We start from the raw sequence: 26,750 nt of genomic DNA, 5'->3' as shown, positions 1-26,750 counted from the left end.
CGGTACCCGCACCGCTCTCTAGAGCCCTGTCCTGCCGCACCCTGCGGCCTGGAACACGCCCTCTCCTCGTGCCAGCCCCAGCCCTCCCCGGGCCTGGCACGGTGTCCCCTTCCCGCAAGTAGAGGGCGTGCCCCCGGCCGCAGGGCCGCCACCACACCAGGAGGATGATGTGCCCACCCACCGCTTAGCCATCCGGAACTTCCTCAGCGGGCCGACCCTGGCACCGGCAGACCTGACGATGGTGCTGCTGATGCGAGAAGACGACGACACCACCCCGCGCCCGATGCCCACGTACACCGTGCGCGAGCTCCCCGGCGTCATCGCCGCGCTGGATGATGCGGGCGTGCGGTCGGTGAAGGTCTTCGCCGGGTCGCGGATGCGGGACGCCCGCGCCTCCCAGAGCTCCTCGCCGACCGGCCTCATGGCGCGTGCGATCAGGGCAGTGAAAAAGGCCCGGCCCGGTATCGCGGTGATGACCGAGACCTGTGTGCTCGCACAACAACTCCGGCGAGTGCTTCCTTACGGAACCCGGCGGCCACGCGGACCTGGAAGAGACCACGCAGGTGCTGGCCGCGCAGGCTGCCATGCAGGCCGAGGCCGGCGCGGACATCGTGGGCCCGGCGGCGATGATCCCCGGCTCCGTGCGGGCCGTACGCGAAGCCCTGAACGCGGCCGACCACCGTGACGTGGCGATCATGCCCCACCTCATCTTCGAGTCAAGCCTGTAAGAGGGGTACCGCGCCACCATGGGTGCGACGCCGCGTTCCGGTCGCCGCGCTTTCCAGCTGGATCCCGGCCAGCCCGAGCAGGCCGTGCATACCGCGCGGGAGATGGTCGACGAGGGCGCGGACATGATCCTCACCGAGCCCGCCCTCCACACCGTGGACACCCTCGTCGGACTCAGGCAGAAGCTGCCGGTGCCGGTGATGCCGTTCTCCGTCTCGGGCGAGTACCTGCGGCTGACCGACCCCGCCCCGGACGGCGGCCGGACCGTGACGGGCCTGCTGGAGGCCTACACCGTTCTCAAACGGTCCGGGGCCAGCCGGATCCTCACCTATGGCGCCCTCGACCTCGCCCGCCGGCTCAGGGCTTCCTGATCTCCGCGAGGATGGCGGCTGCGCCCTGGGCCTGGAGGTCGGCGGCCAGGCACGCGCCGAGCTTCTCCGGGGCGTCCGCCGGACCAGCTCCGGCCGCGGTCACCTGCTGCGCCCCGTCCAGCGAGGTGACGGCCGCCGACAGGTGGAGCAGCCCGTCCTGCGCGATATGCCCCCATGCCCCGACCGGTACGGAGCACCCGCCGTGCAGCTCGGCCAGCAGGGCGCGTTCCGCCCGCACGCACGCGTCCACGCCCCAATCGCCGGTGCCGGCCAGAAGCCGGGCCGCGTCGGAGTCGGCGCGGACCTGGATGCCGAGCGCGCCCTGGCCGGGCGACGGCGGGAAGAGCGCCGAGTCGAGGACCTGGTGAACCTCCGGCATCAGCCCGAGCCGGTTCAGGCCGGCAGCGGCCAGCACCACCGCGTCCAGCCGGCCCCGGCCCCTGGTCCGCGCGAGACGGCCGGGAACGTTGCCGCGGATCGGCACCACCTCAAGGTCCGGGCGCAGCGCGAGGAGCTGCGCGATCCGGCGGGGGGCACCGGTGCCGACCCGTGCCCCCTCGGGGAGGTCCTCCAGCGTCGCGCCGCACAGCACATCTCGTACGTCCTCGCGGGGGCCCGGCGTGGTCAGCAGCACGGTGCCCCCGTGCACGGAGGTGGGGAGGTCCTTGAGGGAATGCACGATGACGTCCACTCGGCCGGTCACCAAGGCCGCCTCCTGATTGGTGGAGAAGGCCGAGCCGCCGGCCGTCTTCGCAACCTCGGCGAGGGTCGGCGTGATCCGGTCCTGGTCACCGCCCTCCAGGATGATCTCCCGCTTGAACCGGACATCGGGAAACCGCGCTGCCAGGGGCGTCAGCCACTCGGTGACCTGCGTCCGAGCCAGCTTGCTCGCCCTCGAACCGATCGTAACGACGCTGCTCATGAGTCAACTCCTCGCATCCGCAAGCGTGTTGACGCGAAATCCTACTTGCACCAGAACAGTGCAGATTCCGACAGATTGTCACTATGAATGGAACCCCCAGTGTCCCGTCTACGAATCGGCGCCCGCGCCTCGCTGATGTCCCTCACCCAGACCGCACCCCTGCTGTCCGCGCTGTCCCCGACCCACACCGTCCTGATCCCGTTCCACGAGGCCGGCGGCGACCAGGCCGGGACGGCGCGTGCCGCGCTGGAGTCCGAGGGGGTGTTCACGAACGAGATCGAAGCGGCGCTACTGGCCGGTGAGATCGACATCGCGGTGCACTGCCTCAAGGACACCCCCACCCACGACACCCCGGGGCTGGTCATGGGCGGCTTCCGGCCGCGGGGAGACCTGCGTGACGCCCTGGTGCACCGCAACCCACACATGACCCTGGACGCCCTTCCCAGCGGCGCCCGCATCGGCACCGCAGCCATCCGGCGGCGGGCGTACCTCCGCCGACTGCGGCCGGACCTGGAAGTGGTGCCCCTGCGCGGACCGGCGGACGAGAGGCTGGCCGCCCTCGACGACGGGGCAGTCGACGGCCTGATCCTCGGGACCTCCGGGCTGGACCGGCTCGGCCTGGCCCACCGCATCAGCGAGCGCATTTCCCCGCACCTGATCTGCCCGCCGCTGGGGGCCGCCGCCATCGTCCTCCAGTGCCGCAAGGACGACGAAATCCCCCTGGAGATCGCGGCCGGCCTCAGCGACCCCACCGCCGAGCGGCAGGCCACCGCCGAACGCACTGTGCTGCGCCATTTGGGCGGCTTCTGCAACGCCCCGCTGGCCGGCTACGCCACCATCGGCGGCGACGGACAGATCACCGTCCACGCCTCCGTTTTCTCCCCTGACGGCCGCGTGCTGATCGATGCGGTGCACACCGGATTCGGGGCAGAAGAGAGTGCGATGGCGGTCTGCCGAAGGCTCATGCGCCACGGCGCTCGAAAGCTCGGTCCCAACGCCACACGAGCCGAAAAAGGGCACCTCGGCAACACGCCGAGGTGACTCGCGCCGGCCCCTGTCGGAAGTGCATGCCGACAGGGGCAGGGGCTCTCAGGCCTCGGCGCGGTTCCAGGCGCTGGGGACGGTGCCGGGCATGCGGTGGTCGACCTGGTGCTCGCCCTTGGTACAGCCTGCGAACGGGCCATTGGAGGCCCGCAACTCACGCAGGCAGGGGTCGAGGTGGTCGCGGTGCCAGGCACTGGGCCCGGTGTAACCGCAGGTGGCCGGGTCGGTCAGCTCCTGCCAAGCCAGCCACAAGGCGTGCAGGCGGGCGATGGCGACGGGGTGCTCGAACCACAGGTGGCACCAGCGGGCGTCGGCGGACGGCTCGCCCAGGTAGCCAGGGACGAGGACACCCTCCACCCACTCGATCAGGGCGCGCAGTTCGTCGTCGTACTGCGGCGGGTCGAGCAGCAGGATGAAGGGCGGGAACTGCCACTCGTCGTCCTCGGCTTCAGCGTCTTCCTCGGGCTCGTCGCCGACGTCCGCGTCGTCGTCCGCCGAGGCCTCGCCCACGTCGCCGCTGGCGCCCTCACTCAGCGCCGTGACCTGGGCCTTCAGGGCGGCAATCTGGGCCTTCAGGTCCTCCATATCCTGGAAGAGCCCGACGGGTACCTCGAATTCAGGTTCAGGCACGGCGCGCCGCCTTTCGTGCTTCGTGCTCGGCGACGGCCCGCTTGGTGATGGAGAGCTCTTCGGCGGCCATCTGCGCGCCGAGGTGGGCCATGGACTCCTCCTCGTACCAGGGCCGCAGGGCGAGTTGGGCGACGGGCATGCCGGTGGCCATCAGCAGGGCGCTGCCCTTTTTCATGGCGCGGATCTCGGCGGGGTCGAGGACTTGCTCGCGTTGTTCGGAGACGCTGCGGCTGTAGCCGTCCTTGCTCTTGGAGTACGAGCCGCGGTCGACGTAGTGCGCGCCGATGAGGGTGCTGATGTCCTGTGCGAACTTGGCGTCGTCGATACCGACACCGATGATCTTTTTGGTGGCGGCCGACCACATCGAGTCCATGCCGACCTCCCCCCATGCCTTCACGCCCTGCCGGTAGCTCTGGAGGATCACGAACGGGGTGATCCCGCGGGAGCCGAGGTGGCTGTAGAGGTCGGGGAGGTCGGCGATCTTGCAGATGTTGGCGGCTTCGTCCAGGACGGCGCGCATCGGCTCGGGCAGGCGGCCGCCGTGGCGCTCGCCCGCCTCGGCGCCGGCGGTGAAGACCGCGTCGGCGAGTGCGGCCACGATCGCGCTCGACGGCCCGCCCTTCTTGCTCAACAGGTACAGCGTGTCCTTGCTGGTGGCGAAGTGCTCGGGGTCGAAGCGCGGCCGGTGCTGGTCCGGGGTGACCCATGCGAGGACCTTCTCGTCACGCAGGGCGCTCATGGCGGTGCGGGCGTTCTGGTAGATGCCGGACTGGGTTTCCTCAGCGATGTTGACCGACGAGTCGACCTGCTCCGCGAGCACGGGCTCGTGCTGGTAGAGCACGCGCAGCGGCGCCTTCTCCTTGGGGTCGCTGAGCCACTTCATGACGTCGCGGGCGGTTCCGCCGTCGTGGTAGGCCGCGCGGAAGAGACCGACGAGGAGGTCTGCGGCCGCCTGGCTCCAGAAGGGGTCTGCCTGCTCGGACGTGATCTGGTTGACGAAGTGGGAGGCGAGGCGTTCGGCGCCCTCCAGGGTTTCCGCCTGGGCGATCATGTCCCACCACATCTCGCGCTCGGCCCGGGCCACGCCTTGGGTGTCCATGGTCCAGGTCTCACCGAGCCGGCGGCGGGAAATCCGGGTCGCGGCGAAGACGTCGGCCTTGTTGGAGGTCATCAGCAGGGCCGCGGGGGCCTCCTCCGCCACGGGGATGGCCAGCGCGGTGGACTTGCCTGCCCGGGGAGCCATCACCGCAATGTAGGTGTCTTCGTCCGAACCTCGCAGCTCGACACCGGACGGCATGTGATCGCCCAGCAGGACCCCGCGATCCCGCGGCTCGACCTGCTTCGGCTTGCGGTCCCTCAGGGAGAGCCGCAGGCGGGTGGCGGTGCGCGCCGCGTGTTGGGGGGTGAGGTTGCGGACCTGATGCAGGGTGGCCAGGCTGGACGGGTTGCGGAACCAGCGGAAGGAGACCCGCAGCCCCCAGACGACCAGGGCAACGATGGCCACGTCCAGCAGGGAAGCGCCGACGCCCGAGGCGATCGGCGAGTCCGGCCACACTGCCGTCCAGTCGTTGGCCATCCGGTAGACGGTCAGCGGGGACGCGGGCGCCACCTCCCCGCCGGTCAGTACGGCGCCGGCCGCCGCCCCCGCCCAGGAGGACGCAGACAGCGTCACCACCCCGCCGAACAGGATGCCTCCGAAGAGCCAAGCGCGGTCGTTCTCCGTCATCATCAGGCGCCACCCCCAGTGGTCGTTGTCGCCCGGCGCGTGTTGGTGTCCGTGCGGTAGAGGCGCTTCTCGGTCCCGGTCAACTCCAAGGCCGCCGCGATCCCCGGCCGAGTGCCTATCTTGATCAGGTACTTTCCGCGGCCCGGGTGGCGGGTGCCTTCCTCCTCGACCGGCCGGACGTCGTCCCCGTCGGTGAGCACGGTGGGGTCGATGTCCAGGCCCGTGGAGGTCGCCGACGACCATGAGCTGATCATCATGCGCTCCTGCTCGGTCAGGCTCCGCTTGCCGGTCACGCGCCGCAGTTCCTCCTCGGAGGACGCGCCGATCACCCACGTGTCGCAGCGGTCCATCAAGCCGCGCGCCTTGGCCCGGTCCTGCTCGGTCGGCAGCGCCTCCACGTCGAGCAGAGAGTGCGTCACGTAGATCGTGACGTCGTCCGTGGTGCGGTTCAGGCGGCTGATGGCGTCCATGGCGTCGACCAGGCCCGGGCCGGACCGCAAGGCCCGCCACATCTCGTCCATGGGCAGAACGAGCTTGCGGTCCATCAGGCCGATCGAGCGTGCCGAGTCGATCGAACTGTAGGTGTATGCCCACGTGGCGATCATGCCCGCGCTGACGACGTCGTTGCCGCGCGCCCGCAGGGCGCTGATGTCGACGGAGACCGCGGGTGCGTTGATGTCCAAGGGCGTGGTGGTGGGCCCGTCGAAGAGCCCGCGCAGCGGGCCACCGATCAGATTGTCGAGCCCGGCGATGACCGACCGGGTCAGGTCCCGGTACCGGTCGCCCTCGGCAGCGAGCTTGGTGCGCAGCTCCTCCGGCGCCGCGCGCAACACCTGCACGACGTCCGCGACGATCGGGTCGCTGCCCGGCTCCTGGGCGTCGGAAGCGACGTGGACGGCCGTGTCCAGCGCGCTGCGCTCGACCTCGTCGGGCGTCCTGCCCAGCCCGTGCTTGGTGGACAGCAGCGCGACCAGCGTTTCCAGCCGCCGGCCGTTGAGGACGTCGAGCAGTGCCTGGCGCCGCTCGACCGGCAGCGACGCCACACGGCCCTTGAGCGGCCCGGAGTCCAGAGGGTTGATACGGCCGATGCCGTCACCGATCCGAACGACGGATCCGCCGAGCTCGCCGATCAGGCCGCTGTACTCGCCCTTGACGTCGCCGGGGACGCAGACCATGTGCCCGTACGCCGAGTAGACCAGGCACACCCGCTTGACCAGCGCGCTCTTTCCCGCCCCGGGCTGGGACATCACCCACACACCGGGGTTGGTGGTCAGCTTGCCGGTCCACCCGGACGGGTCGATACACACCAGCTCCCCGGTCAGCACGTCCCGTCCGACCGGCACGCCGCGCGGCGGCAGCCCGCTCCCGAGGAGGAACGGGTAGAGCCCGCCGACCTGGGTGGAGGGGCCGGTATAGACGGTGCCCGCGTCCTCGACCGGGACGCGGCCGCCGAAGCGGCCGCCCCAGCCCAGCCTGGGCGCGAACCGGGCCCTCAGCTTCTTCTCCGCCCGCCGCTCCTCGCGGGTCGGGCCCTGCTCGACCGTGCGGACCACGCGCTTGGGCGTGGTCACCGCCGGCGGCTTCGGCTTGCGTGCCAACGTCAGTCCTTCACCAGCGGGTTGTAGCCCAGCGGGAGGCCAGCCGCGAATACCGCGGACTGGGCTCCGAACGCCGGACGCATGCGGATGCCGCGCGTGGCCTTCACCGCGCGCTCCAGCTCCTGGCGGGCGGCGGCAAGATCGGCAGTGTTGCGGGCGGTGACGGTCACCATCAGCGTCCAGTCGACGACCTGCGCGCCGCCGGCGACCTGCGCGGCGGCCTCCTCGGCCCGGCGGGAGTCGGCCCGCTGGGACCACTTCGCCCGCCCCTTGACCTCGGCGGTCGCCTGCTCGCGCTGGTAGGCATGGCTGATCTCCCGCTCCAACACGGCCTCGCCCTCGTGCGGGTCGAGAACGCGGTAGGCCAGGGTGATCCGCCGCTGGAAGCGCCCCGGGGCCAGCAGTGGCAGGAGCACGCTGTACGGGATGGGGCGGCGCGGCATCTCACGCAGCACCCACGAAACGGACACGCCTGCGTCGTGCGCGTACTCCTCCCAACCGTCGTCGGCGGCCTGCGGCCCGCACTCCGACCACGACAGGTCCTCGAACTCCGCGTCGCGGGCGTTGAAGACGGTCGGGTCGTACGCGCTGCGCACCAGGCGCCGCAGGTCGACGTCGGTGGCCCGGCGCTCGATGTCGGTGCCGGTGCCGGAGAGGTCCAGGCTGTCGACGACCTTCAGGGCCTCCGCGACCTGCTCGGCCAGATCGGTCGGCGGGTTGACGGAGGCGTTGGGATCGACCGTGACCGACATCCACGGAGCCACCGAGGCGGTGGCGTGCGGGGTGGTGCGCACGAGCTCGGCCACAATCTGCTTCGCGAGTTCCGGGGCAGCGGGGTCCTGGCGGGCCCTGACGTCGTCGCCCAGGGCCTCGCCGGCGCCCGGCGTGATCTGAATGGTGACGCTGGCGCCCTTGACCTGCTCGTCCGTGCTCATCGCCTCCAGCACGGACGACCAGGTACGCAGGCTGCTCTGCACGGCCCCGGTGGGAGCCATCAGGCTGCCGCCGGGGGCGAGCAGCGTGCTGATCGTCATGTATCCCGTCGCCCGGTCGTGCACCACGCCGACGCTCTTGCCCGTCGTCGGGTCGTGCGCCTTGATCAGGGTGGAGGAGGCACCCACCCCGGGCAGGTCGAGCGCGTACGGGTGCGGCAGCAGCAGCCGCCGGTAGGCAGTGGCCTCGATCCGGGACGCCCGCGTCCAGGACAGCTTCGCCCAGTAGTAGGCCAGCGCCGACATGCCGTGACGGCGGGCAGCGGCCAGACCAAGCACCAGAAGCGTCACCGGCAGAGTGACAAAGAGGGTGGCCGCGGACTGCATGGCGATCAGCCCATCGGCCAGCAGCACCATGGCGGCGGTGATCGTCGCTCCCTTGGAAAGCCCTCCGAGACCAAAGCTCCGACGGACGCGGAAGCCCTGCACCATCAAGGTCTTGGGAACCTCGTGTGCACTCACTGCTGGGTACCTCCGCCCATCTGTCCACCAGCGCCCTGGATCGTGTTGTTGACACCGTCCAGGACCTGGATACCGGCGGCCACCGCCGCACCAGCCGGGCCCGCAACAGTCGCGGTGCCGGCGGTGCCAGTGCCTGCCGTGCCCGGGGCTTGGCCGGAGTTACCTGGGGCTCCGGGCGCGCCTTGTGGGCCTGCCTGGGCGGGCACATTCCCCTGCGCGTTGTTCCGAGCTGCCTGGGCCTGGGCGTCGCCGCCCCGCCCGCCGTTCTGTCCTTCGCCCCCCTGCTTGCCCATCTGTCGCTCCACGTACTGCGCGTGGTCCATGGGGGAGGTCGGCTTGTGGCCACCGCTGCCACCATCACCGCCGTACTTGCGGCCGAAGAAGTCCGCGGCCGCCCCCAGAGCGCGGCCCATGCCGCCAGCGGCCATCCCGCCGCCGACCGCCGCGCCGAACGGCGCAAAGACCTTGCTCAGCGGGCCGGGCGCGAGGATCGCAAGGATGAGGGTGGCGCAGCCCCGCAGCCACTCCGCCAGCGTCTCGGAATGACCGAACTCGGCAAATCCGACACACATGATCAAGGCCAGCATCGGCTTGTAGGCCACGATGACGAGCCCGCTCGTGATTAGCTTGGGCGCCCACTGGCGGGTGACATCCCCGCCTGCCCGCCCTCCGCCAGCCACCGGCAGGAGCAGGCAGATGATGGGAATGGCACTCTGTCGCAGGAACACCATGATCAGCTGAACAAAACCGACAATCACCAGCAGCTGGACCACGCCCAGCATGAGGACGGGGTTGCCGATGCCCTTCGGGATCATCACGGCAATGATCCGCTCGAAAGCCTGGTCGTCATTCTCGAAGACACCGTTGACCAGGCCGGTGCTGAAGGCGTCTCCGATCGTCAGCAGGGTCGCGAAAAGCGATACGCCGATGATCGACAGCACCATGTTCTCCACCCAGCCAAGCATCGCCCTGCCGGCATGCTTGGCCTGACCTGTCAGCGCCATCTTGCCGAGCTGCCACATCACCCCGGCCGCGGCAATCACCAGCCCCAGCCATACGAGCATGCCGGACAGCGATGACTTCCCGCCCCACAAGCCGGTTCCCTTGAGGTCCAGCGACGGGCCCATGAGGGCGACGGAGAGGACCTTCTTCAGGATGAACTTCGCCACGTCTTCGGCGGACTTGATGATGTCGCCGAGGGGACCCTTCCAGACGTTGTCCCACTCCTGCTTGATCTTCTTCTCTACCGCGGAGCCGAGCTTGTCGCACAGCGATTCGTTCTTGACCGCCTTGTAGAGCGTGTCCATCAGGCCTGCGCCGCTGAACTTGCACGCGGCGGAGGCCCCTTTACTGATGGGTCCGTCGGCGGCCGCTGGCTGCGGCGCAGACAACGATATGCCGAGCACCGCGACCAGGACGAGCAGCAGGGCCGTCAGGCGACCTCTCATGACGCCTCCCGGATCGCCGTCCATCCAGCCGAGTTGAAGACGGCATCGCCAGGAGCGGCCATCGCCGGCGGTTCCTGGCCCTGAGTTGCCTGCTGCGCTCGCTCAGTGGCAGCCATCGTCAGTCGCCAGTCACCGTCCTGCCACTGCACTCCGACCGGAGTCCTGGTGTACGAGCTGGTCTCCTGCGCCATCTCGCCCGTCTTCTGCACCACGCGCGCAAGAAGCCACACGGAGACCTCATCAGACGCCGACTTGATGATCTTGTATCCGACAACGTGGTTACGCACGTACGCACCCGGCGGCAGCGGCTGGCCCGGCTGAACGCCCGCTTCCTGGGCGAGGTTCTTGTCGGTCTCTCCAGCGGCAAGCTCTACTTGCTGCGCCGCCCGCGAGGACTGGTCAGCCTTGCTGAGGTACGAGTAGTAGATCCGCAGCTGCTCATCGACGGTAGTCCTACCCGCTCCGATGGTGCTGCGGTTGGCGGTTGCCGCCATACCAACCGCGCCCTCGGGCGTGTGCGGAAAGCCCACCTGGCTGCCGCGCTCGTCTGTGCGTTCCCCACGCGGCAGCGCACTCCAGCGCAGCGGCTCCGTCCAGTCCTTCGGCTGTGCATACGTCGGCAGCGGGCTGGCGGGGCCGGACGCGCTTGGGCTGGTTCCTCCCTTCGTCGGCGCGTCCTCACCACCGCCGTCTCCGGACAGCAGCGAGTAGCCGGTAAGCGCGAGAACAGCTGCGAGCGCCACTCCGGCGATCCACGTGCCCTTGGTGTTCCAGGTCCCCCTGGTACGTGACATGTCAGCCTCCTGCGATGCCGTTGAGGATGGTGATCAGTGAACCGGCCAGCAGGATCGTTGCGACCCCGCCGCCCATCCACTTGAACGGCTCCGAGCCACCGCCGGACCGCGACTTGTCCGAGACCGCGAGCTTGTAGACACCGAACCCGGTCCCTCCGACCCCTGCGAGGATCAGCAGCCACAGGCCGTAGCCGAAAATCTTGGAGACGGGTTCGCTCATCCCGTTAATCGGGGTCGGCTTCGACTGCGGTATGAGGCCGTCGGCCAGCGTGAAGAACTCCATGGTCATGCTCATCGTGCGGTTCCTTCCATCGTGCGCCGCAGCCTCTCCGCCGCGGAGCGAACGTCCTTCAGCTCCAGCGCCTCTTCCGGGCCTGCAACGGCTCGCAGCACCGGCAGGTACGGCACGCGCGCCACCCCGGCCAGGCGGCCTTCGAGCGCACGCACCAGGTACCGCGCGTCAGCCGCCGGGCGGACCGGAGCGTCCGAGACCAGCACCAGCCACGGCTTCGGCAGGGGGCCCCAGCGCTTCAGCAGCTCCTCCACGTGCGTCGCGCCGTAGACGGTGGTCTCCGCCAAAAGAACCGGCTCGGCGCCGTAAGGCACGGAGTCTCCTGGCGCCAGAAGCCGGGCCCGCTCACCACCGCAGTCGTCGTCGAGCATCGCGGCGACAGTGGCGACTGCAATCCCGAAGCAGTGCACCGGAATGCACGCGTACTTCAACGCTGCGCCGTCTCTGGCAGACGTCTGCGCATGGCTGATCACTGCTCAACTCCCCCATGAATGCACGGCCTAGCAGAGCCTGGGCCCGTGGGACTACAGAGGCTAGCGTGACCTACTGTCAGTCTGACGTGCGATTATGCCTCGACTCGGGACAGAGATCACCTGCCGCTGCAAGCCAACACCTGCTCCGACTCGGGGGGAACACCGAAGAAATTCAGCCAAGCTCCAGCGAAACTCCAACGGCGCCATGGAGAAAACAGCGGAAGCAGTGGCCGAAAAGCATGCTCTGCAAAGCAGAGACCGTTACCTCACGGCACGGCCGCGCCCACGCCAGCACGCCAATCAAGAGGCACTCGGCCCGGACGACGTGATCTAGTACCGCGCACGACCGGACACGACGAATCACGGGAACAACCATCGAGGGGGGACAAATGAAGACGCTGATGGGAGCCCTCGCCACCGTCTTGGCGCTTGCCTTCCTGGCAGCCGCAAGCCTGATGACGGTGCTGCTCGTCGACAGCAAGGCGAAGACCATCGCCTCCGACGGGGGCGGGGGCCTCCAGGGAGTCCCCGCCGAGTTCCGCGAGTGGATCCTGAAGGCGGACTCCGCCTGCGCAGAGCCCGAGATGACCCCGGCCCTGCTGGCCTCCCAACTCTGGACCGAGTCGAAGTTCAAGACCAGCCAGGCCGAGGCCACCTCATGGGCCGGCGCACAGGGCCCGGCCCAGTTCATACCGGGCACCTGGGCGACCTGGGGCGTGGACGCCGACGGCAACGGCCGGAACTCCCCCTGGGACATCGGCGACGCCGTCACCGCCCAGGGCAGGATGATGTGCTCACTGCTGGGGCAGGCCAAACGGTCCGGGTACGGAGGCGACCCGCGCGCCCTCGCCCTGGCCGGGTACAACGCCGGCTGGGGCGCCGTCGAACGCTACGGCGGGGTACCGCCGCAGTCGTTCTCAGGCGGCGAGACCCACGGATACGTCCAGAGCATCCTCGCCGAGATGCACCGGTTCGAAGGACCGGGCGCTCTACAGGTCTCCGGCACGGGTGCAGGCCCCGATGCACTGCGCAGAGCGGCAACCCGACTGGGCACCCCGTACTCCTACGGCGGTGGCACCCCCAGCGGCCCCACGACCGGGTTCTGCGACGGCGTCAACGGCTACCTCAACGGTGGCTGCAACGCGACGATCACCGTCGGCTACGACTGCTCCTCGCTGGTGCAGTACGCCTACTGGCCCACGACCAAGCTGCCGCGGACCGCCGCAGAGCAGTACGGCGCCACCTCCCACCACGCCGTTTCCCGCAACGAGCTCCAGCCCGGCGATCTGCTGTTCTGGATCAAGGGCGGCTTCATCTACCACGTCGGGATGTACGCCGGCGACGGCAACGTCCTCCACGCCCCCCGCACGGGCAAGGTCGTGGAGATCGTCCCCCTCGCCTCCGCCATGCCGGAGCGGGACTACCTCGGCGCAACCCGCCCCTGACCCACCCACACGAACGGCGCATGCCGCACCCCCGAACCACGGTGGTGCGGCACACGCCGTTCGACTGCCGACTATCGGCCCCTACCCCGCGACGGCGGGCGCAGCCCCGGGCGGTCCGTAGCCACCGCGGACGCATCAGGCGCCGACTGCTTGGCCGCCTGAGCCTTAGAAGGGCCCACCGTCGACGACTGCGACCGCGCGGCCGACGTGCTGACCTTCGGCCGACCCATCGGCGGTGCTTCACCCGGCGGATGACTCAGGACATGAGTAGCTGCCTGGATCAGCCGCGAGCCAAGCTGTGACCCTCGCGCCTCCTGCCACGAGGTGTCCTTCATCAGCCCGGCCAAATGCTCCCTCACCGGCAGGCCCGCGTCATCCATCTTGGCGATCCGCGCAGCGACGAGAGGCCAGTGCTTCGCAGCGACCATCAAGTCGACCTCACGGTCCCGGCCGGGCATCGCCTCCCTCACCATCCGCACGAAGTGCTCGTTCTCCCTCGGCCCGATCGACAGCTGACGCAAGGCCCGCTCTCGATGCGACAGGTCGAGATCCTTCGGCAGATCAAGGTCCTTCGTCATCGGCCCGTACGCCAAGAGCGCGTCCCGGCTCGTCGTCGGCGCCTCCCCGGCCGCCAGGACCTTCGCGACCGCCTGATCGACGCCGACACCCTCATCGTGCGCGGAGGCGAGAATCTTCCGCACGTCGATGCCGCGCTCGTCCAGACGCGCCATCGTCGCCGCGATGTCGGGCCACGTCGGCGAGGACAGGATCGCCTCCCGCACCGGGCCCGCCGGCAGCGTCTCGCGGAGCATCTTCTCCCACTCCCCCGTGCCTTCACGGGCGACCCGCGCTTCGTTCCCGGCAACGCCGTCGCGCACGGTCACCGCGATCTCGCCGATCCGCGGCATCAGCTGCTCCAGGTCCACGCCCGCCCGCTTGAGCGCCATGAGCTGCTGCGCGAGCTGCGGCCAGTCCGCGCTGGCCATCAAGGCCCCCGAAATGTCCACGGGCAACAGATCCTTGAGCTCTTTCTTCGCTTCGTCCTTCGCTTCGTCGGCGGGCGGCAGCTCCTCTTCCGCTCCCCTCTTCTGCCGCTGCTGATGCCGACGCACAGCATCAGCGATGGCCGTGATCAGCCGCACCGACATGACGGCAGTCTGCACCGCCTCGCCCACCGCCTCGGCGAACGGATCCCCCTCCACGGGTGTTGCCATAGCTGCACTCCCCTCATTAGCGGGCCCGCCTCGGGCCCTTGCGCTGCTCGTCGCCAGGCGGCCTGCGCTTCGGTGCAGGTGCCGCCGCCTTATGGGTGGGTGCGGCGCTTCTCCCCGTGCCGCCCCCAACGGTCGACGACATGCTCGTGGCGGAAGCCTCCGCGGCCGTACCGCGCTGCCTTCGCCATCCGTCCAGGCGCCATGTAAGCACCTCAGCGATCGACTCTGCTGAAGACAACTCCCTCCTCGCCGCGATCGTTTCCAGCACATCGGCGGGATCTTCTCCGGATCGCTCGACCTCTACCAGCCGCGAGCGTAGGGCGGGCCACGCCGGGTCCGGCAGGACAGCTCTCGCATGCTGGGGCAGAGCCTGCTGAACCACGCCCGCCATGGGCCGCTCGCCCGGGGCGGCTGCCACTCGCGGACCCGCACTCGATCGTGCTGCGGTGCGCTTTGGTCGGGGCCGATACTCCCGGGCAGCGCTCGCGCCCACGGTAACCTCGACCGCCTCACGCAGCAGACGACCGGCTCGCCCGGAGGCTTCAGCCTGAGCTCGGTGCTCCTGTGCCTGATGCCATCGCCGCGACGCCTCCACGGCCTGCACCAAGGCGATCAGAAAACCAAGCGCGGCCGCCGCATCATTGCGGCCGACGGCGGCAACCGACTGCGACAGCACCTGTGTGGACTCGCGATACAGCGCACGAGCCTGACCCGCTGCTCGGCCTGCCGGGGCAGTGCTTTCGCGCGCGACTTCACACCTCGATGCCGAACGTCCGGCCACGACGATGCCCGCAGCGCTGGAGAGCGATGCCGGGCCCAGCCACATCGCGGCAGCAGCCCGCTCCCCCTCAGCCACGCGCCGGACGGCGCGGTCGCCTCACGGTCCGCAGCAGCGACGGCGGGGGTACGGTCCGCGCCCACTCAACCTCAAAATCCGGTGTACCGGACAGCCACCTGGGCACCCCTCCGCCGCCAGCCGCTTTTGCCCGCCCCGTAGCACCCGCAGCCGCCGACGCGGCCGGCCACGGAGGATTACGCACGGTGGGCGCTCCCCGGCCGCGAGCTCACCCGTCGACCGAGATCGCACGGAGGGTGCACGAGGCGCGTCGGCCGACCATACGACCGGAGGCCCGCCCATCCGCCGGGCCGACGCTCCTCGAGCACCCGGCGCGCAACGGATCGGTCGGCAGACCGAGGGTTGCAACCTCACCCCATGACTCACCTCTTAAGAGGTGAGTCATGGGGTGTTCTCCCCTGCCGGCGGGCCGAACGCCGCACGCAACGGGCCCGACGAGAGGGTTCTCGCCGGGCCCGGGGTCGGTGCCGGTCAGTACAGCTGGACGCGGGTGAGGATGATCTGAGGCGGCTCGGAGTGGGCAACGATGACGTACTCGGCGACGCCGAGCGAGCCATCCGCGCCGAGCGGCATGCGCCGCTGCTCGGGCCGCCGTGCCGATGCCGTGCTGCCCGGAACCTGTCCGCGGGTCTCGTGGATCACGACCGTGGCGGCCACCTGGAGGATTTCGCGGCGGAGGTGTTCGAGTCGTTCGCGCGGGCGGATCAGCGTCGGTGGGGGTCGGTCTACCTGCGTGGGCTGCTGACGGACGGCGGACGCAAGTCGGTCGAGCCGATGGCCGCCCGGCTTGGGGAGGACGGAAACCGGCAGGCCCTGGCCCACTTCATCACCTCCAGCCCGTGGGATCCTGCCCACGTGCGGGCCCGGCTCGCGTGGATGATGCAGGCGGCGATCAAGCCGACCGCGCTGGTCATCGACGACACCGGGTTCCTCAAAGACGGCGATGCCTCGGCATGCGTGACGCGGCAGTACACCGGCACCGCAGGCAAGGTCACCAACTGCCAGGCAGGGGTCTCGCTGCACCTGTACTCAGCGGCCCAGCGTGTGTCGGACGTAGTCCGGCTGGGCCGCACCGACCTCGACGCGGTTCTCGTCGAGGCCATTGACGATCCGCAGACAGCCGCCGGCGAGGACGAACTCCACCGCCACCGTTCCAGCCGCCAGGTCACGTTCCGCTTGCCGCCACTCAAGCAGCGCGACCTCACGCAGTTCCTGGCCGACAAACGGCTCCAGGCGTTCATCGCTGTGAGACCACTGCGGCGTGAGCTCGAACCACTCCCAGCCGGCAATGGTCACCGCAGTGTCGACCGTGTCCCAGCCGATCGAGAGTTCGTCGAGCTTCCAGTGGCAAACCTCCACCTGGATACCGTCGAAGTCCAGCACCACCGGGCATTCGGCGAACCAGTCCCCGTCCTCGGCAAACCGCACCAGTGCGAACCCCGTCAGCCGCCTACCGGTCAGCGCCGCCAGGCGTGATCCGTGCGCCTCCCGAATCGCGTCGACGCCGACCAGGAAGGACGGCTTGAAACCTGAGATCCCCATGTCCACAGCACCTGAGTCTCCCTGTCTTCGGCCCAACCGGCCAACACTATCGACCAGAGCGGATCTTCGGCGCCAGTTGAGAGGTCGGATTCCATAGAACGCACTGGAACACCGTCTACGCCTACTTCGCCGGCTGGCAGGCAGAAGGCGTCTTCGACCAGCTCAACACGCTCCTGCGGCGCCAAGTCCGCAGGCAGAACGCCGGTAAGAAGAAACCACCGCCGTGTCATCGACTCCCAGAGCATCAAGACGTCCACCAACGTTCCAGCTGTCGCGCAGGGCATCGATGCCGGGAAGAAGATCGTAGACCGGAAGCGGAGCATCGTCATCGATACCGTCGGTCTCCTCCTCCAGGTCCTGGTGACCGCGGCCAGCGTGCAGGACTGGACCGCCTGCCAGACCCTCATCGAACGGGTCGCCGCCGAGCATCCCACCCTCCGCAAGCCCTGGGTCGACGGACGCTACCGCCGGCACCTCGTGGAACACGCCGCCACCCTCGGCATCGACATGCGCATTGTCCGCCGCGACCTCACCACCAGGGGATTCGCCGTCCTGCGCCGCCGTTGGACGGTCGAGAGAACGCTGGGCTGGCTCATGAACCACCGCCGCCTGGCCCGGGACTACGGAGCCCGCCCGCACCGCTCCGAAGCAATGATCCACCTCGCGGTGATCAACGTCATGCCCCGCAGACTCACCGCCGAATCCACCCCCACATGGCGCGGTCATGAACCATGCTCAACCCAGCAATCCGGGATGAAACAGCAGGATGAAACGCGACCTTCGTTACACCGTTCGATTGACCTGCTTGCGGAGCCTCAGACGGATTCCTCGCGCATGTAGGCGAAGACCCTGCTCAGCGCGTCGCCCGGCCGACGGGCCGCGCCGTCGGAGAATGCCGCCCGAGCACGGTCGAGGTCGTGGCGCCGGAAGGGGCGGGGCTCTTGCGGGGTCAGCCTGATGACCATCGGTGGTGTCCCCGCCCGTTCGTACGCGGCGAGCTTGTGGTGCCCGTCGAGGAGATAGCCGACGCAGCTCCCGGCCGTGGGGAACAGCGCGACCAGGGCCGGCAGGGTGCCCCCGGCACGGATGCGGTCGCCGTAGCCGCGCACCGCCCTGTGGTCGCGGGGCGGCCACGTATCGGTGGTCACCAGGGCGAGCTCCTCGTCGGAGTACCAGCTCTGAACCTGGCGGGCACGCGGGTGCACTACCCGCAGGGGGTGCGGAGCGAGTGCGGCCGTCATCACGTACCGGCCGGGGGCGAGCAGTGACAGCAGCGGGCGCAGGCACTCCGGATCCGGTGGCTCGGCCCGACCGGTACGTGGATCCGGCACGAGGCCGGGGGCGCTGAGCCACTCGGTGAGGTACTTGACCTCGGCGAGCCCGGGGCCGCCCGTACCCGCGCGGGCCGCCAGCCAACCCACGCTGCCGCAGCCGTCGTTGGCTTCCAGGACCGCCGGATCGCCCCCGAGCAGGAGCAAGCTGCCACCGTCGTCACCGATGACCTCGATGACGCCGTGCCCGTCGGGCACGTCGAGGCACACGGACGGGGGAGGCGGAGCCGGTCGTCTGGTCACCCGCCGATCGTACGGTGGCGGCCGCTGGCCCGATGGCGGCGTACGCAGGCTGGTCGTCCCCCGCCGGACACCCCCCGGTGTTCTCCAGCAGGAGGTGGCGCTCGTCCGGAACCGGTACCCCGCCACCCGCTACGACGTGGGCAAAGCGGTCAGACGGCCCGAGAGCATCGCCGACCGTGACCACGTCGGACCATGAAGAACAAGCTCAGTGCCGTTTCTGTACCCCAGCTCGCAGGTCAACGGCCGACGGCGTTCACTCGGACCGCCGCCCTGCGTCGATCCGCATCGCAGCGGCGACCGGGTGAATTCCGTGAAGGCGTCCACTGATCAAGTGGTGGGGAATACGCTTGGTGCCGCGGATGGGCACGGATCGCAGCGCTTGTGTTGTCGCCTTCGACTGGAGCCACGATGGGCTATTTGGACGCCATGGAACCACGCCTCAGGACGGCATTGGAACACCGCAAACTGTCCCTCCACGAGCGGGGAGGCGACGAGTGGCCAAGCGAGGTCACCTTCGACGTGTACTGGGATGACGGAGCCAAGTACGCTCCCGACGACCGCGGACTGCCTGTCGGGTACCTGCGCGTGGCCGCCTACCGCCGTCCCGGTTTCCTGAAACGCAAGGATGAGTTCTGGCGGGTCTCCGTCTCCAGTCCCGTGGTCCACGAGGTCGCCAGCGGGCTTCCTGACATCAACGAAGCCATCGGCGTGTTCCTCGCCCATCTCCCCGACCGATACTCCTGAACCGACTGCGGCGCCTGCGAAAGGGTCTGGCCTCCACCTGGCCGGGCTCCCGCATCTCCCGGGCCTGCCGCTCCACCACATCAGCGATGGCCGTGTACGCCTGCCGGGTGGGCGCTGCCTCACGGTACGCGACGATCGCGGGGAGAGCCCCACCCTCAGCAACATCATGCGGGGCCAGGAGTCGGGACACCTCCGCTCGCGCGGAGAGCACGGCGTTTGCGGCGACAGCGGGTGACGGAGGGCCAACTCCTGCGCGATCGCTGCCACCGCGCGGTTGACATGGAGCGCGCTCCAAGAATTAGCGTCCTGAGCAGACGATTCCGAGCTCAGGAGGCAGCACCATGACCGACGTTCCCACCCGGCATCTGGGCAGTCTGGCGGTCTCCGCGCAGGGCCTGGGGTGCATGGGCATGAGCCACGGCTACGGAGCCACGGATGACGCGCAGTCGATCGCGACACTGCGGCATGCTCTCGACCTCGGGGTGACCTTCCTCGACACCGCCGACTTCTACGGCGCCGGGCACAACGAGGAGCTGATCGGACGGGCCGTCGCCGGGCGCCGCGACGAGGTGGTCCTGGCGACGAAGTTCGGCTTCGCCAACCGTCTGGGGGAGCCCACCCGGGTCCGCGGTGACGCCGCCTACGTCCGGCAGGCGTGCGAGGCGTCGTTGCGCCGGCTCCAAGTCGACCACATCGACCTCTACTACCAGCACCGGGTCGATCCGCAGGTGCCGATCGAGGAGACCGTCGGCGCCATGGCCGAGCTGGTGCGAGCCGGGAAAGTCCGCCACCTCGGACTGTCCGAAGCCGGCGCGCGCACCGTCCGGCGGGCGCACGCAGTGCACCCGATCACCGCCCTGCAGAGCGAGTGGTCGCTGTGGACCCGCGACCTGGAGTCGGAGATCGCCCCGGTCTGCCGCGAACTGGGCATCGGCATGGTCCCGTTCTCCCCGCTCGGGCGCGGTTTCCTGACCGGCCGGTACCGCTCGGTCGAAGGGCTGGCCGAAAGCGACGTGCGGCGCAGCCAGCCGCGCTTCGCCGACGGCAACCTCGAACGAAACCTGGCGATCGTGGCGAAGCTGAACGACCTGGCTGCGGCGAAGGGAGTCACCGCCGGCCAGCTCGCCCTGGCCTGGGTGCAGCACCGGGGCGACGACGTGGTGCCGATCCCCGGCACCCGGCGGCAGCGCTACCTGGAGGAGAACCTCGCGGCCCTTGCCGTCGAGCTGTCCCCTGAGGACCTCGCCGCCATCGAGGCCGCCGCCCCGCCGGAGCAGGTCGCGGGCACCCGCTACGACGCGACCAGCCTCACCTTCGTCAACAGCTGAACCGCCCGCACCGGCGGTCGGGGGACGCCCCCGGTCCGCCAACCGCCCATCCGACCCCGGCAGATACCCGTCGCCTTGCTCGCGCCCGCCGCCCGGGCCGTCCCCCTCCAAGACCGCGGACCGCCCTGCCGCGTCCCGCCGTGGCGGCACCGACCGTCCGGCCCGGCCCCGGCCGCCTCAGGCGTCGAGGGCCTGCGCCAAGCGGTCGAGGTTCTCCAGGAGGTCGGCGAGGCGTTCGTCGGGGACGGCTCGGACCATGCGCGCCTCGATGGCGTAGACGGATTCCTGAGCTGCGCGCAGCCGGCGGCGGCCTTCGTCGGTGAGGCGGGCGGGGCGGGCCCGGCCGTGGTCGACGGTGTCGGGCCGTGTGGTCAGGCCCGCGTCCTGGAGGGTGCGCAGCACCACGTTCATGGACTGTCGGGTGACGAAGGTGGCGCGGGCGAGTTCGGCGTTGGACAGGCCCGGGTGCAGGGCGAGGGATTCCAGGCAGGAGTACTGGGGGACGGTCAGATCATGCTCCCGGAGCGCTCTGTCCATGGCGGTGCGCAAGGCGGCCTGCGCGCGTTTGAGCCGGTATCCGATGTGGTCGGTGACGTCCTTGGCGGGGTGCGGTGGTTCCGGGGGTCGAGCGTTCTCCATGTCAGCATTTTGACATCACTGCGGGGTGGTCGTACCTTCAGGCATGTCAATGTCCTGACATCACCTGAGGAGAACCATGACCACGCCCGTCGGCATCGACGGTCCCGACTTCGTCGCCCTGCAGGTCCGCGACGTCGAGGCCGCCGCCGCCTTCTGCGAGAAGCACCTCGGCCTGCGCCGCACCCCGGCCTCGCCTCCCGGTGCCGTCGTCTTCGACACCAAGCCGATCCCGTTCGCCGTCCGCGAGCCGCTGCCCGGCACCGATATGGACGCCGGGCGGGCGGGCCTCGGAGTAGCCCTCTGGTTCGGCACCCCTGACGCGCAGGCCCTGCACGACCGCCTCGTTGCCGACGGCGTCGAGGTCGTCTCTGCGCTCGCCGACAGCCCCTTCGGCCCCGTGTTCTCCTTCGCCGGTCCCGAGGGCTACGTGCTGACCGTCCACGGCGCCTGACCGCACCCGTCGTTCGACAGGGCCGCGGCTGCGGCCCACCGCTGGGGCCGCGGCCCCAGCTCCGAGGGCGTCGGCGGGCGGTACCGCACGCACCGGCCACCCGAGGCCGCCGAGCGCCGCAGCCGGTGTCCGGCGACGGAGGCGCGGCCTGATGAGCCCACCGCGGGCGGAACGTAAACACGTTCCGCCCGCGGTGGGCTCCTCCGCCTCGGCCGTCGGGTACCGCCGGGCCTCAGTCCGCCGGCTCGACGGTGACGTCGCCTCCGCCGGTGTGCGCCTTGATCTTGTGCCGGCAACCGGAGTCGGTCTTGACGCTCACCTTGCGGTTGCCGCCCTCGGTATCGGCCTGCACGTCGTAGACGCCTTCCGGCAGGCGGGCGGTGGAGTCACCGCCTTCGGTGCCCGCGTCCACCGTGTCGGGCGCCGCGGCGAAGTGCACCGAGACGTCCCCGCCGTCGACCTTGGCGGTCACCGCCTTCGCGGAGGAGTCCGTGATCCGCACGGAACCGCCGTCGGACTTGGCGTACGTGGTGCCCGTCAGGCCGCGGACGCTTGTCTCGCCGCCACCGACAGTGAGGTGGGTGGCCGTCGCCGCGGGGACCTCCACGCGGTACTCCACCGCGCACTGGTCGGCGTCGGAGCCGCAGCCGGGGTTCTTCAGCACCAGCTCGCCGCCCTTGACCGAGTGCACGGTCGGGGGCTGCCCGTCGCTGTACTCGTACTTCTCGGTCACCTTGACGACGTCGCCGGTACCCGGGACGACCTCTATGCCGCCGGCGTAGTTCTCGACGTGCAGGGAGGCGGCCTTCTCCGTGACCTCGTACGACTGCTCGCCCGTCTGGGGAGGGCACACGGCTGGGCTTGGTCGGCGTTCTTGACGCCGACCAAGCCCACCGCACTCATGGGCCACGGCCTGCTTCAGCCAGGGAGGCAGGGCGCGGGCAGGAGCCTCAGCGGGCGGTCCCGCGGGGGAGGACTTCCATCGGCACGTGATCCGGGTGAGCCATCGCCGAAGCTGCTTCCCTCGGGCTGTGCCCAGGAACCGGGCGGAGCTGCCACCGGGCCAGGACCGTCGCCAGCACGATGGTGGCCTCCGTCCATGCGAACCCGTCACCGATGCACCGGCGGTTGCCGGACCCGAACGGTACGAACGCCTCGCGGGGTATCTCCTTGCGTCGCTCGGGCAGCCATCGGTCCGGGTCGAACCGGTCCGGCTCCGCATACAGTGCCGGGTCGCGGTGCAGGGCGTAGAGGCTGAACGCGACCTCTGTGCCCGCGGGGAGGGTGAATCCGCCCAGTTCCACCTCCTCGGTGGTGCGGCGCATCAGCAGCGTGACGCCGTGGAGGCGGATCACCTCGTCCAGCACGCGGCGGATCCCGACCAGCCGCGGCACGTCCTCGATGGTCGCCGGCCGGCCTTCCAGGACGTCGTCGACCTCCGCCATCAGCTGCTTCTCGACCTCGGGATGGCGGGCGATCTCATGAAACGACCAGGCGAGGGTCGACGCCGTGGTCTCGGTGCCGGCGAAGAGGATCGTCACGAGCTCGTCGCGGACCTCCTCGTCGGTGAGGGCCTCGCCCGTATCGGCGTCCCGGGCATCGAGCAGGACCGACAGCAGGTCGCCTTGGTGCGGCTGGCCCGAACGCCGGGTGCCGGCGATCACGTCGTCGATCACCTTGCGCATGCTGCGGGCCGCGGCGTCGAACGCGCGGTTCGGCGGAATCGGGAGGCGGTCGAGCACCTTGGGGGAAGCCGCCCGGATCAGCATGTTCTTCAAGATCACGGGCAGGTCCCGGCGCACTGCCTCGACCGCCGGCCTGCCGATGTCGGTCGAGAACATGGTCGCCGCCAGGATTTCGACCGCCAGCTCGCCCATCACCTGCTCGACCGCGACCGTCTGCCCTGCGGTCCAGGAGTCGGCCAGTGCGCGGGCCCGGCTGCTCATCGTCTCGGCGTAGCCGGCAATGCACGACTGGTGGAACATCGGTTGGATCAGCCTGCGATGCCGGCGGTGGACGTCGCCTCCGGCCGTGGCCAAGCCGTTGCCGACCAGCGGCCGTACACGGTCGTACAGGCGGCCCTTCTCGAAGGCGCGCGCCTGGCCGACCGTGACGTCGCGGACGAGGTCCGCGCTGGTGACGACATACATCGGCATGCCGCCCAGGTCCACGCGGACCAGGTCTCCGACTTCGCGGAGCGACCGCAGGAACGCGAGAGGCTGACGTCCCAGATTCCAGGCGTGACCGAGCAGCGGCAACCGCCCGGGGGCAGACGGGATCGATTCCAGCCCTAGGGGCACGGTGAATCCTTTCTTCACGGGGTGGGTGCAAGCAGGGCGGTCATCGGCATGCGGGGGCTCGGCCTCCGCCGCAGCGGTTCGGGGAGCAGGCCCCACCACCAGGAGACGGCGGGGATCTCCAGGGGCTCGCAGCTGTCGACGACGGGGGTCGGCCGGAAGTGGGTGGGCAGGCTGGCGGGGTCTTCAGGGGTGGTGTAGCGCTGCGAGGACACACCCCAGTCCTGTGAACCCCGAATGAAACTTCCAATGCCCTGGAAGTACTGGCGCAGTTGCGGGCTGGCCTGGCCGACCACGCTCTCCTGCAGGCCCATGAAAAGGCACATCACTCGGTCGCGTTGGTTGATCGCCGTGTCCAGCGCCTGTTCGGGCGTCAGGCCCCGCTCCTCCTGCAGCACGCGCAGGACGTTGAGGTAGTAGCCGTCGCCCCGGCTCTCCTTGTGGTGGGAGAAGATGTCGTTGTCCCAGGTGATGATGAAGGAGGCCATTTCGGTTGCCGCTCGGACGTACGGCTGGTCTCGCTCGTGCGTCGGCAGCTCGTAGCCGTGCCCCATTTCGAGGAGCGGGTACACGACCGTCGTCGCGCCGTCGTACAGACGCATCAGCGTGTAGTCGTTCAGACAAGGGACTGTTCCCTCGCGGCGGTGGGAGGCCTCCCACACGACGGAGAAGAAGTACTCGCGCAGGGCGTTGCACCATGCTGCAGCCTGGACGGCAGTGCCGTGGCGGGAGACCCGGCGCGTAAGGTCGCGCAGTCCATCGGCGAGGGGGTCGTCGAGGAGCATGGGTGCTTCCGGATTCTGCGCCACTCGCAGAAGGCGGTGCAGCACGGCCGCCAGCTCTCCTGGTCTTCGCCCCAGTGCGCCTTCCTCGCAAAAGCCGTCGTCGACGGCGAACAGCCACAGGACGAAGTCGGCCAGGAGCGACACGACCGGCTCCTGCCCTTCGGGCAGGATGCGGGCGGCGAAGGTGCCGATGCTGTGGCGCAGGAGACGCGCGCGCAGCTCGTCGGATCCCACCTGGAAGGCTTCCGCCCACGCAGTGGTGTGCGCTTCGACGGCCGCGTATCGCGGGTGAATGGCCGGCGGGATAGGGGTGTAGATCGGGGGGACTATGAGCCCGGGCTCATGCCTCACTCGTAATGCCTTTCAGCCGTCGTGCGACGCGCTACCGGCCTGCGCGCAGCTGGCGTCGGTGAGGCCTCCAGTCAAGCCTGGCGCCGTGCACGAGTGATCATCATCCCGGCGCATCGTACCCAGCGAAACCGGCTCGTCCAATAGGGCGTGTACATGGCAAGTCTTGGCGAGTCCAAGTCCGTGGTTCGGCCAACCGACCGGCCTTTGGACGATCGGCGCAACGCCGACGCACGGCTGCCGGGCGAGCCCAACTCGGCCTCGCCGACAGCCGTCACGCGATAACAGGTCTCGCCGGCACGAGCGCCGGAGCAGGCGGCGCCGGCGGCGCTAGCGGCCCTTCAGCAGCGACTTCCACCAGGGCCGACGGGCTGCCCCGGTTGGGCGTGGCGTGTGCAGCCGCGCGTCAGGGGCGAAAGCCGGAACCGACGGGCCCACTGCGGTCTCGGGCTCCGTGCTGTACCTGACGGACACCCGCCGGGGCGGGAACCGCACGGGCAGCGAGTCGACTCGGGTGGACACCCACGACGTGCTCTGGCTGAGTTCCTCTGCCGGAGCCCGCAGTTCGAGGCCCGGCAGCTCCGACAGGAGTGTGTCGATGCCGGCCTCCGCAATGGCCCTGCCGATGTCCCGCCCGGGGCACTCGTGCGGGCCGCTGCTGAAGGCCAGGTGAGACCGGTTCCCGTGCACCGGGACGGTCAGGTCCGAGCGGATCTCCGGGTCGACGTTGCCGGCCGCCAGCCCGAGGAGCAGCAGGTCTCCCTGCCGGATCTGCTGATCGCCCAGGACGGTGTCGCCTGTCGCCCAGCGCCCGGGGACGACCGACAGGGGCGGGGCGTCCCACAGGACCTGCTCCAGGGCGTCCGGCAGGGTCATGTGACCCCCTGCGAGGTTGGCTCGGAACCGCGGGTCGGTGAGCACCATGCGGAGCGTATTCGCGATCAGGTTGACGGTGGTCTCGTTGGCCGCGACCAGGACGAGCCGCAGGTGCTCCAGGACCTCGTCGTCGGTGAGCTGGGAGCTGTGTCCGATCAGCCAGCTCGCGAAGTCACGGCCGGGGGCCACCCGCTTCTGCCGGACCAGCTCGCGCAGCGTGTCCACCAGGAACTCGTTGCTCGCGAATGCCGTCGGGCTGCCCTTCATCAGGTCGAGGCAGGCGCTCACCAGGTGGGGCCCGTACCGGTCCGGCATGCCCATGATCTGACACATGACGAGCATCGGCAGCTTCTCGGCGTACTGAACGACCAGGTCCGCCTGGCCGGACAGGGCGAACGCCTCCACCAGCTGCTTGGTGTGCCGCACCACATACCGGCGGATTCCCCGCCGGTCGACCTGGGCCATGCTGTCCGTGACGGCACCACGCAGCCGCTCGTGCTCCGCGCCGTCCGCGAAGACGCAGATCGGCTGCCAGCCGATCAGCGGGTTCAAGGGAGAGTCCGGGGCGACCCGTCCCTCCTGGAAGGGGGGCCAGCGGCGCGAGTCGCGGGAGAAGCTGGACGACTTGCGCATCACTTCGAGGTTCTCGCGATGCCCCAGCACCAGCCACGCGGGAAGATCACCGTGCAGAAGCACCGGCGCGACGGGCCCGTACCGGGCGCGCAGGCGCTCGTAGAAGGCGGCCGGGTCCTGCAGTGCCTCAGGGCCGTACAAGCGGGGCAGGTCGGAGGCACCACGCGCATGTGCAGGACAGCCCGGAGGCGGCACACGACCGTCACCGTCGCTGGGGTGTTCTGGACGCAGGGTACTCACAGGGCCTCCGAAGCCACGGCTGAATGAGATGAGGACGCCTGAACGCGCACCGGCTTCGCGCTCATCGTGTCACTGGCGCTGGTCCGACAACCACACCACGGCAGTTGTACAAGATCCGGAGCCCGACGCAGCATATCGGTGGACAATTTCAGCCACGCACAGTGGCGATCTCAGACATCGGTCCGCCAACCAGTCGGCGTCTGCGCGGACTTGCCGATGCGCTCGAACACTTCGGCCGGCCAGCCGCAGCCCTGCCGCCCCCCTGAAAGCCCCAGCAGGGCGGGGGCTGGCCGGCCGAAG

23 protein-coding genes and 2 pseudogenes are annotated in these 26,750 nt (G+C 69.8%); 8 read left to right on the top strand and 17 right to left on the bottom strand.

Annotation, left to right across the window (positions count from 1 at the left end; translation table 11 throughout):
- Positions 1–238: 238 nt before the first annotated feature.
- Positions 239–1,097 (top strand): annotated as a pseudogene (locus tag HYE82_RS39470) (hypothetical protein).
- On the opposite strand, the gene hemC (HYE82_RS05325) reads toward HYE82_RS39470, so the two are convergent.
- Positions 1,084–2,019, bottom strand: a complete 936-nt coding sequence (hemC, locus tag HYE82_RS05325; RefSeq protein WP_179172746.1) for a hydroxymethylbilane synthase — start codon at positions 2,017–2,019, stop codon at positions 1,084–1,086. The pseudogene HYE82_RS39470 and the gene hemC (HYE82_RS05325) overlap by 14 nt on opposite strands.
- A gap of 99 nt (positions 2,020–2,118) precedes the next feature.
- Between hemC (HYE82_RS05325) and hemC (HYE82_RS05320) the strand changes: the two genes are divergently transcribed.
- Entirely contained in the window at positions 2,119–3,060 is a 942-nt protein-coding gene (gene hemC, locus HYE82_RS05320; protein ID WP_179172745.1) for a hydroxymethylbilane synthase, read from the top strand.
- Positions 3,061–3,108: 48 nt separating this feature from the next.
- Here the strand turns inward: hemC (HYE82_RS05320) and HYE82_RS05315 are convergent, their stop codons facing one another.
- The 8 genes from HYE82_RS05315 to HYE82_RS05280 are packed head-to-tail and all read right to left on the bottom strand — an operon-like array spanning position 3,109 to position 11,478.
- A complete protein-coding gene (locus HYE82_RS05315) occupies positions 3,109–3,693 on the bottom strand; it encodes a DUF4913 domain-containing protein (RefSeq protein WP_309144202.1) in 585 nt (194 codons plus the stop codon).
- Positions 3,686–5,422, bottom strand: a complete 1,737-nt coding sequence (locus tag HYE82_RS05310) for a type IV secretory system conjugative DNA transfer family protein (RefSeq protein WP_179172744.1) — start codon at positions 5,420–5,422, stop codon at positions 3,686–3,688. The genes HYE82_RS05315 and HYE82_RS05310 overlap by 8 nt, the downstream gene beginning before the upstream one ends.
- Positions 5,422–7,017 carry an ATP-binding protein gene (locus HYE82_RS05305; RefSeq protein WP_218782272.1) on the bottom strand — a complete coding sequence of 532 codons (1,596 nt, stop codon included), beginning with the start codon at positions 7,015–7,017 and terminating at the stop codon, positions 5,422–5,424. Before HYE82_RS05305 ends, HYE82_RS05310 begins: the two co-directional genes overlap by 1 nt.
- A gap of 2 nt (positions 7,018–7,019) precedes the next feature.
- Positions 7,020–8,471 carry an SCO6880 family protein gene (locus HYE82_RS05300; protein WP_309144201.1) on the bottom strand — a complete coding sequence of 484 codons (1,452 nt, stop codon included), beginning with the start codon at positions 8,469–8,471 and terminating at the stop codon, positions 7,020–7,022.
- Entirely contained in the window at positions 8,468–9,943 is a 1,476-nt protein-coding gene (locus HYE82_RS05295; protein WP_179172743.1) for a hypothetical protein, read from the bottom strand. Before HYE82_RS05295 ends, HYE82_RS05300 begins: the two co-directional genes overlap by 4 nt.
- Positions 9,916–10,713, bottom strand: coding sequence for a hypothetical protein (locus HYE82_RS05290; protein ID WP_179172742.1), 798 nt, complete (start codon positions 10,711–10,713; stop codon positions 9,916–9,918). Before HYE82_RS05290 ends, HYE82_RS05295 begins: the two co-directional genes overlap by 28 nt.
- A gap of 1 nt (position 10,714) precedes the next feature.
- Positions 10,715–11,008, bottom strand: coding sequence for a hypothetical protein (locus HYE82_RS05285; protein WP_256986933.1), 294 nt, complete (start codon positions 11,006–11,008; stop codon positions 10,715–10,717).
- Positions 11,005–11,478, bottom strand: coding sequence for a hypothetical protein (locus tag HYE82_RS05280; RefSeq protein WP_179172741.1), 474 nt, complete (start codon positions 11,476–11,478; stop codon positions 11,005–11,007). Before HYE82_RS05280 ends, HYE82_RS05285 begins: the two co-directional genes overlap by 4 nt.
- 389 nt (positions 11,479–11,867) lie before the next feature.
- Between HYE82_RS05280 and HYE82_RS05275 the strand changes: the two genes are divergently transcribed.
- Positions 11,868–12,923: a C40 family peptidase gene (locus HYE82_RS05275; protein ID WP_179172740.1), complete on the top strand. Its 1,056-nt coding sequence runs from the start codon at positions 11,868–11,870 to the stop codon at positions 12,921–12,923.
- 71 nt (positions 12,924–12,994) lie between these two features.
- Here the strand turns inward: HYE82_RS05275 and HYE82_RS05270 are convergent, their stop codons facing one another.
- Both HYE82_RS05270 and HYE82_RS37720 read right to left on the bottom strand, forming a co-directional pair.
- Positions 12,995–14,137, bottom strand: coding sequence for a hypothetical protein (locus HYE82_RS05270; RefSeq protein WP_179172739.1), 1,143 nt, complete (start codon positions 14,135–14,137; stop codon positions 12,995–12,997).
- Between the two features lie 1,327 nt (positions 14,138–15,464).
- On the bottom strand, positions 15,465–15,701 hold the full coding sequence (locus tag HYE82_RS37720) for a hypothetical protein (protein WP_256986943.1): 237 nt from the start codon (positions 15,699–15,701) through the stop codon (positions 15,465–15,467).
- On the opposite strand from HYE82_RS37720, the gene HYE82_RS37715 reads away from it, so the two are divergent.
- Both HYE82_RS37715 and HYE82_RS05255 read left to right on the top strand, forming a co-directional pair.
- Positions 15,651–16,469, top strand: coding sequence for a transposase (locus tag HYE82_RS37715; RefSeq protein ID WP_256986942.1), 819 nt, complete (start codon positions 15,651–15,653; stop codon positions 16,467–16,469). The genes HYE82_RS37720 and HYE82_RS37715 overlap by 51 nt on opposite strands.
- 167 nt (positions 16,470–16,636) lie before the next feature.
- Positions 16,637–17,258, top strand: a pseudogene (locus HYE82_RS05255) (IS5 family transposase); the annotation flags it as partial.
- A gap of 92 nt (positions 17,259–17,350) precedes the next feature.
- On the opposite strand, the gene HYE82_RS05250 reads toward HYE82_RS05255, so the two are convergent.
- Entirely contained in the window at positions 17,351–18,109 is a 759-nt protein-coding gene (locus HYE82_RS05250) for a hypothetical protein (RefSeq protein WP_179172737.1), read from the bottom strand.
- Positions 18,110–18,535: 426 nt separating this feature from the next.
- Here HYE82_RS05250 and HYE82_RS05245 point away from each other — a divergent pair, with 426 nt between their 5' ends.
- Both HYE82_RS05245 and HYE82_RS05240 read left to right on the top strand, forming a co-directional pair.
- Positions 18,536–18,853 (top strand): hypothetical protein, encoded by a 318-nt coding sequence (locus HYE82_RS05245; RefSeq protein ID WP_179172736.1) that lies wholly within the window; start codon positions 18,536–18,538, stop codon positions 18,851–18,853.
- A 341-nt stretch (positions 18,854–19,194) separates the two neighbouring features.
- Positions 19,195–20,181, top strand: a complete 987-nt coding sequence (locus tag HYE82_RS05240; RefSeq protein WP_179172735.1) for an aldo/keto reductase — start codon at positions 19,195–19,197, stop codon at positions 20,179–20,181.
- A 177-nt stretch (positions 20,182–20,358) separates the two neighbouring features.
- Here the strand turns inward: HYE82_RS05240 and HYE82_RS05235 are convergent, their stop codons facing one another.
- Positions 20,359–20,820: a MarR family winged helix-turn-helix transcriptional regulator gene (locus HYE82_RS05235; protein ID WP_179172734.1), complete on the bottom strand. Its 462-nt coding sequence runs from the start codon at positions 20,818–20,820 to the stop codon at positions 20,359–20,361.
- 76 nt (positions 20,821–20,896) lie between these two features.
- Here HYE82_RS05235 and HYE82_RS05230 point away from each other — a divergent pair, with 76 nt between their 5' ends.
- Positions 20,897–21,271 (top strand): VOC family protein, encoded by a 375-nt coding sequence (locus HYE82_RS05230; RefSeq protein WP_179172733.1) that lies wholly within the window; start codon positions 20,897–20,899, stop codon positions 21,269–21,271.
- Positions 21,272–21,503: 232 nt separating this feature from the next.
- Here the strand turns inward: HYE82_RS05230 and HYE82_RS39205 are convergent, their stop codons facing one another.
- From HYE82_RS39205 to HYE82_RS05210, 4 genes are all read right to left on the bottom strand, one after another.
- Positions 21,504–22,124, bottom strand: a complete 621-nt coding sequence (locus HYE82_RS39205) for a DUF4097 family beta strand repeat-containing protein (protein ID WP_179172732.1) — start codon at positions 22,122–22,124, stop codon at positions 21,504–21,506.
- 97 nt (positions 22,125–22,221) lie between these two features.
- A complete protein-coding gene (locus tag HYE82_RS05220) occupies positions 22,222–23,550 on the bottom strand; it encodes a cytochrome P450 (RefSeq protein ID WP_309144205.1) in 1,329 nt (442 codons plus the stop codon).
- 35 nt (positions 23,551–23,585) lie between these two features.
- Positions 23,586–24,704: a selina-4(15),7(11)-diene synthase gene (locus HYE82_RS05215; protein WP_179172731.1), complete on the bottom strand. Its 1,119-nt coding sequence runs from the start codon at positions 24,702–24,704 to the stop codon at positions 23,586–23,588.
- A gap of 327 nt (positions 24,705–25,031) precedes the next feature.
- Complete coding sequence (locus HYE82_RS05210; RefSeq protein WP_179172730.1) at positions 25,032–26,450, bottom strand: cytochrome P450; 1,419 nt, start codon at positions 26,448–26,450, stop codon at positions 25,032–25,034.
- Positions 26,451–26,750 lie beyond the last annotated feature (300 nt).

This window comes from Streptomyces sp. BR123 (assembly GCF_013401435.1).
Classification (GTDB): domain Bacteria; phylum Actinomycetota; class Actinomycetes; order Streptomycetales; family Streptomycetaceae; genus Streptomyces.
Note: the sequence above shows the minus strand (reverse complement) of the source record. Positions and strands in the feature narration are given on the sequence as shown.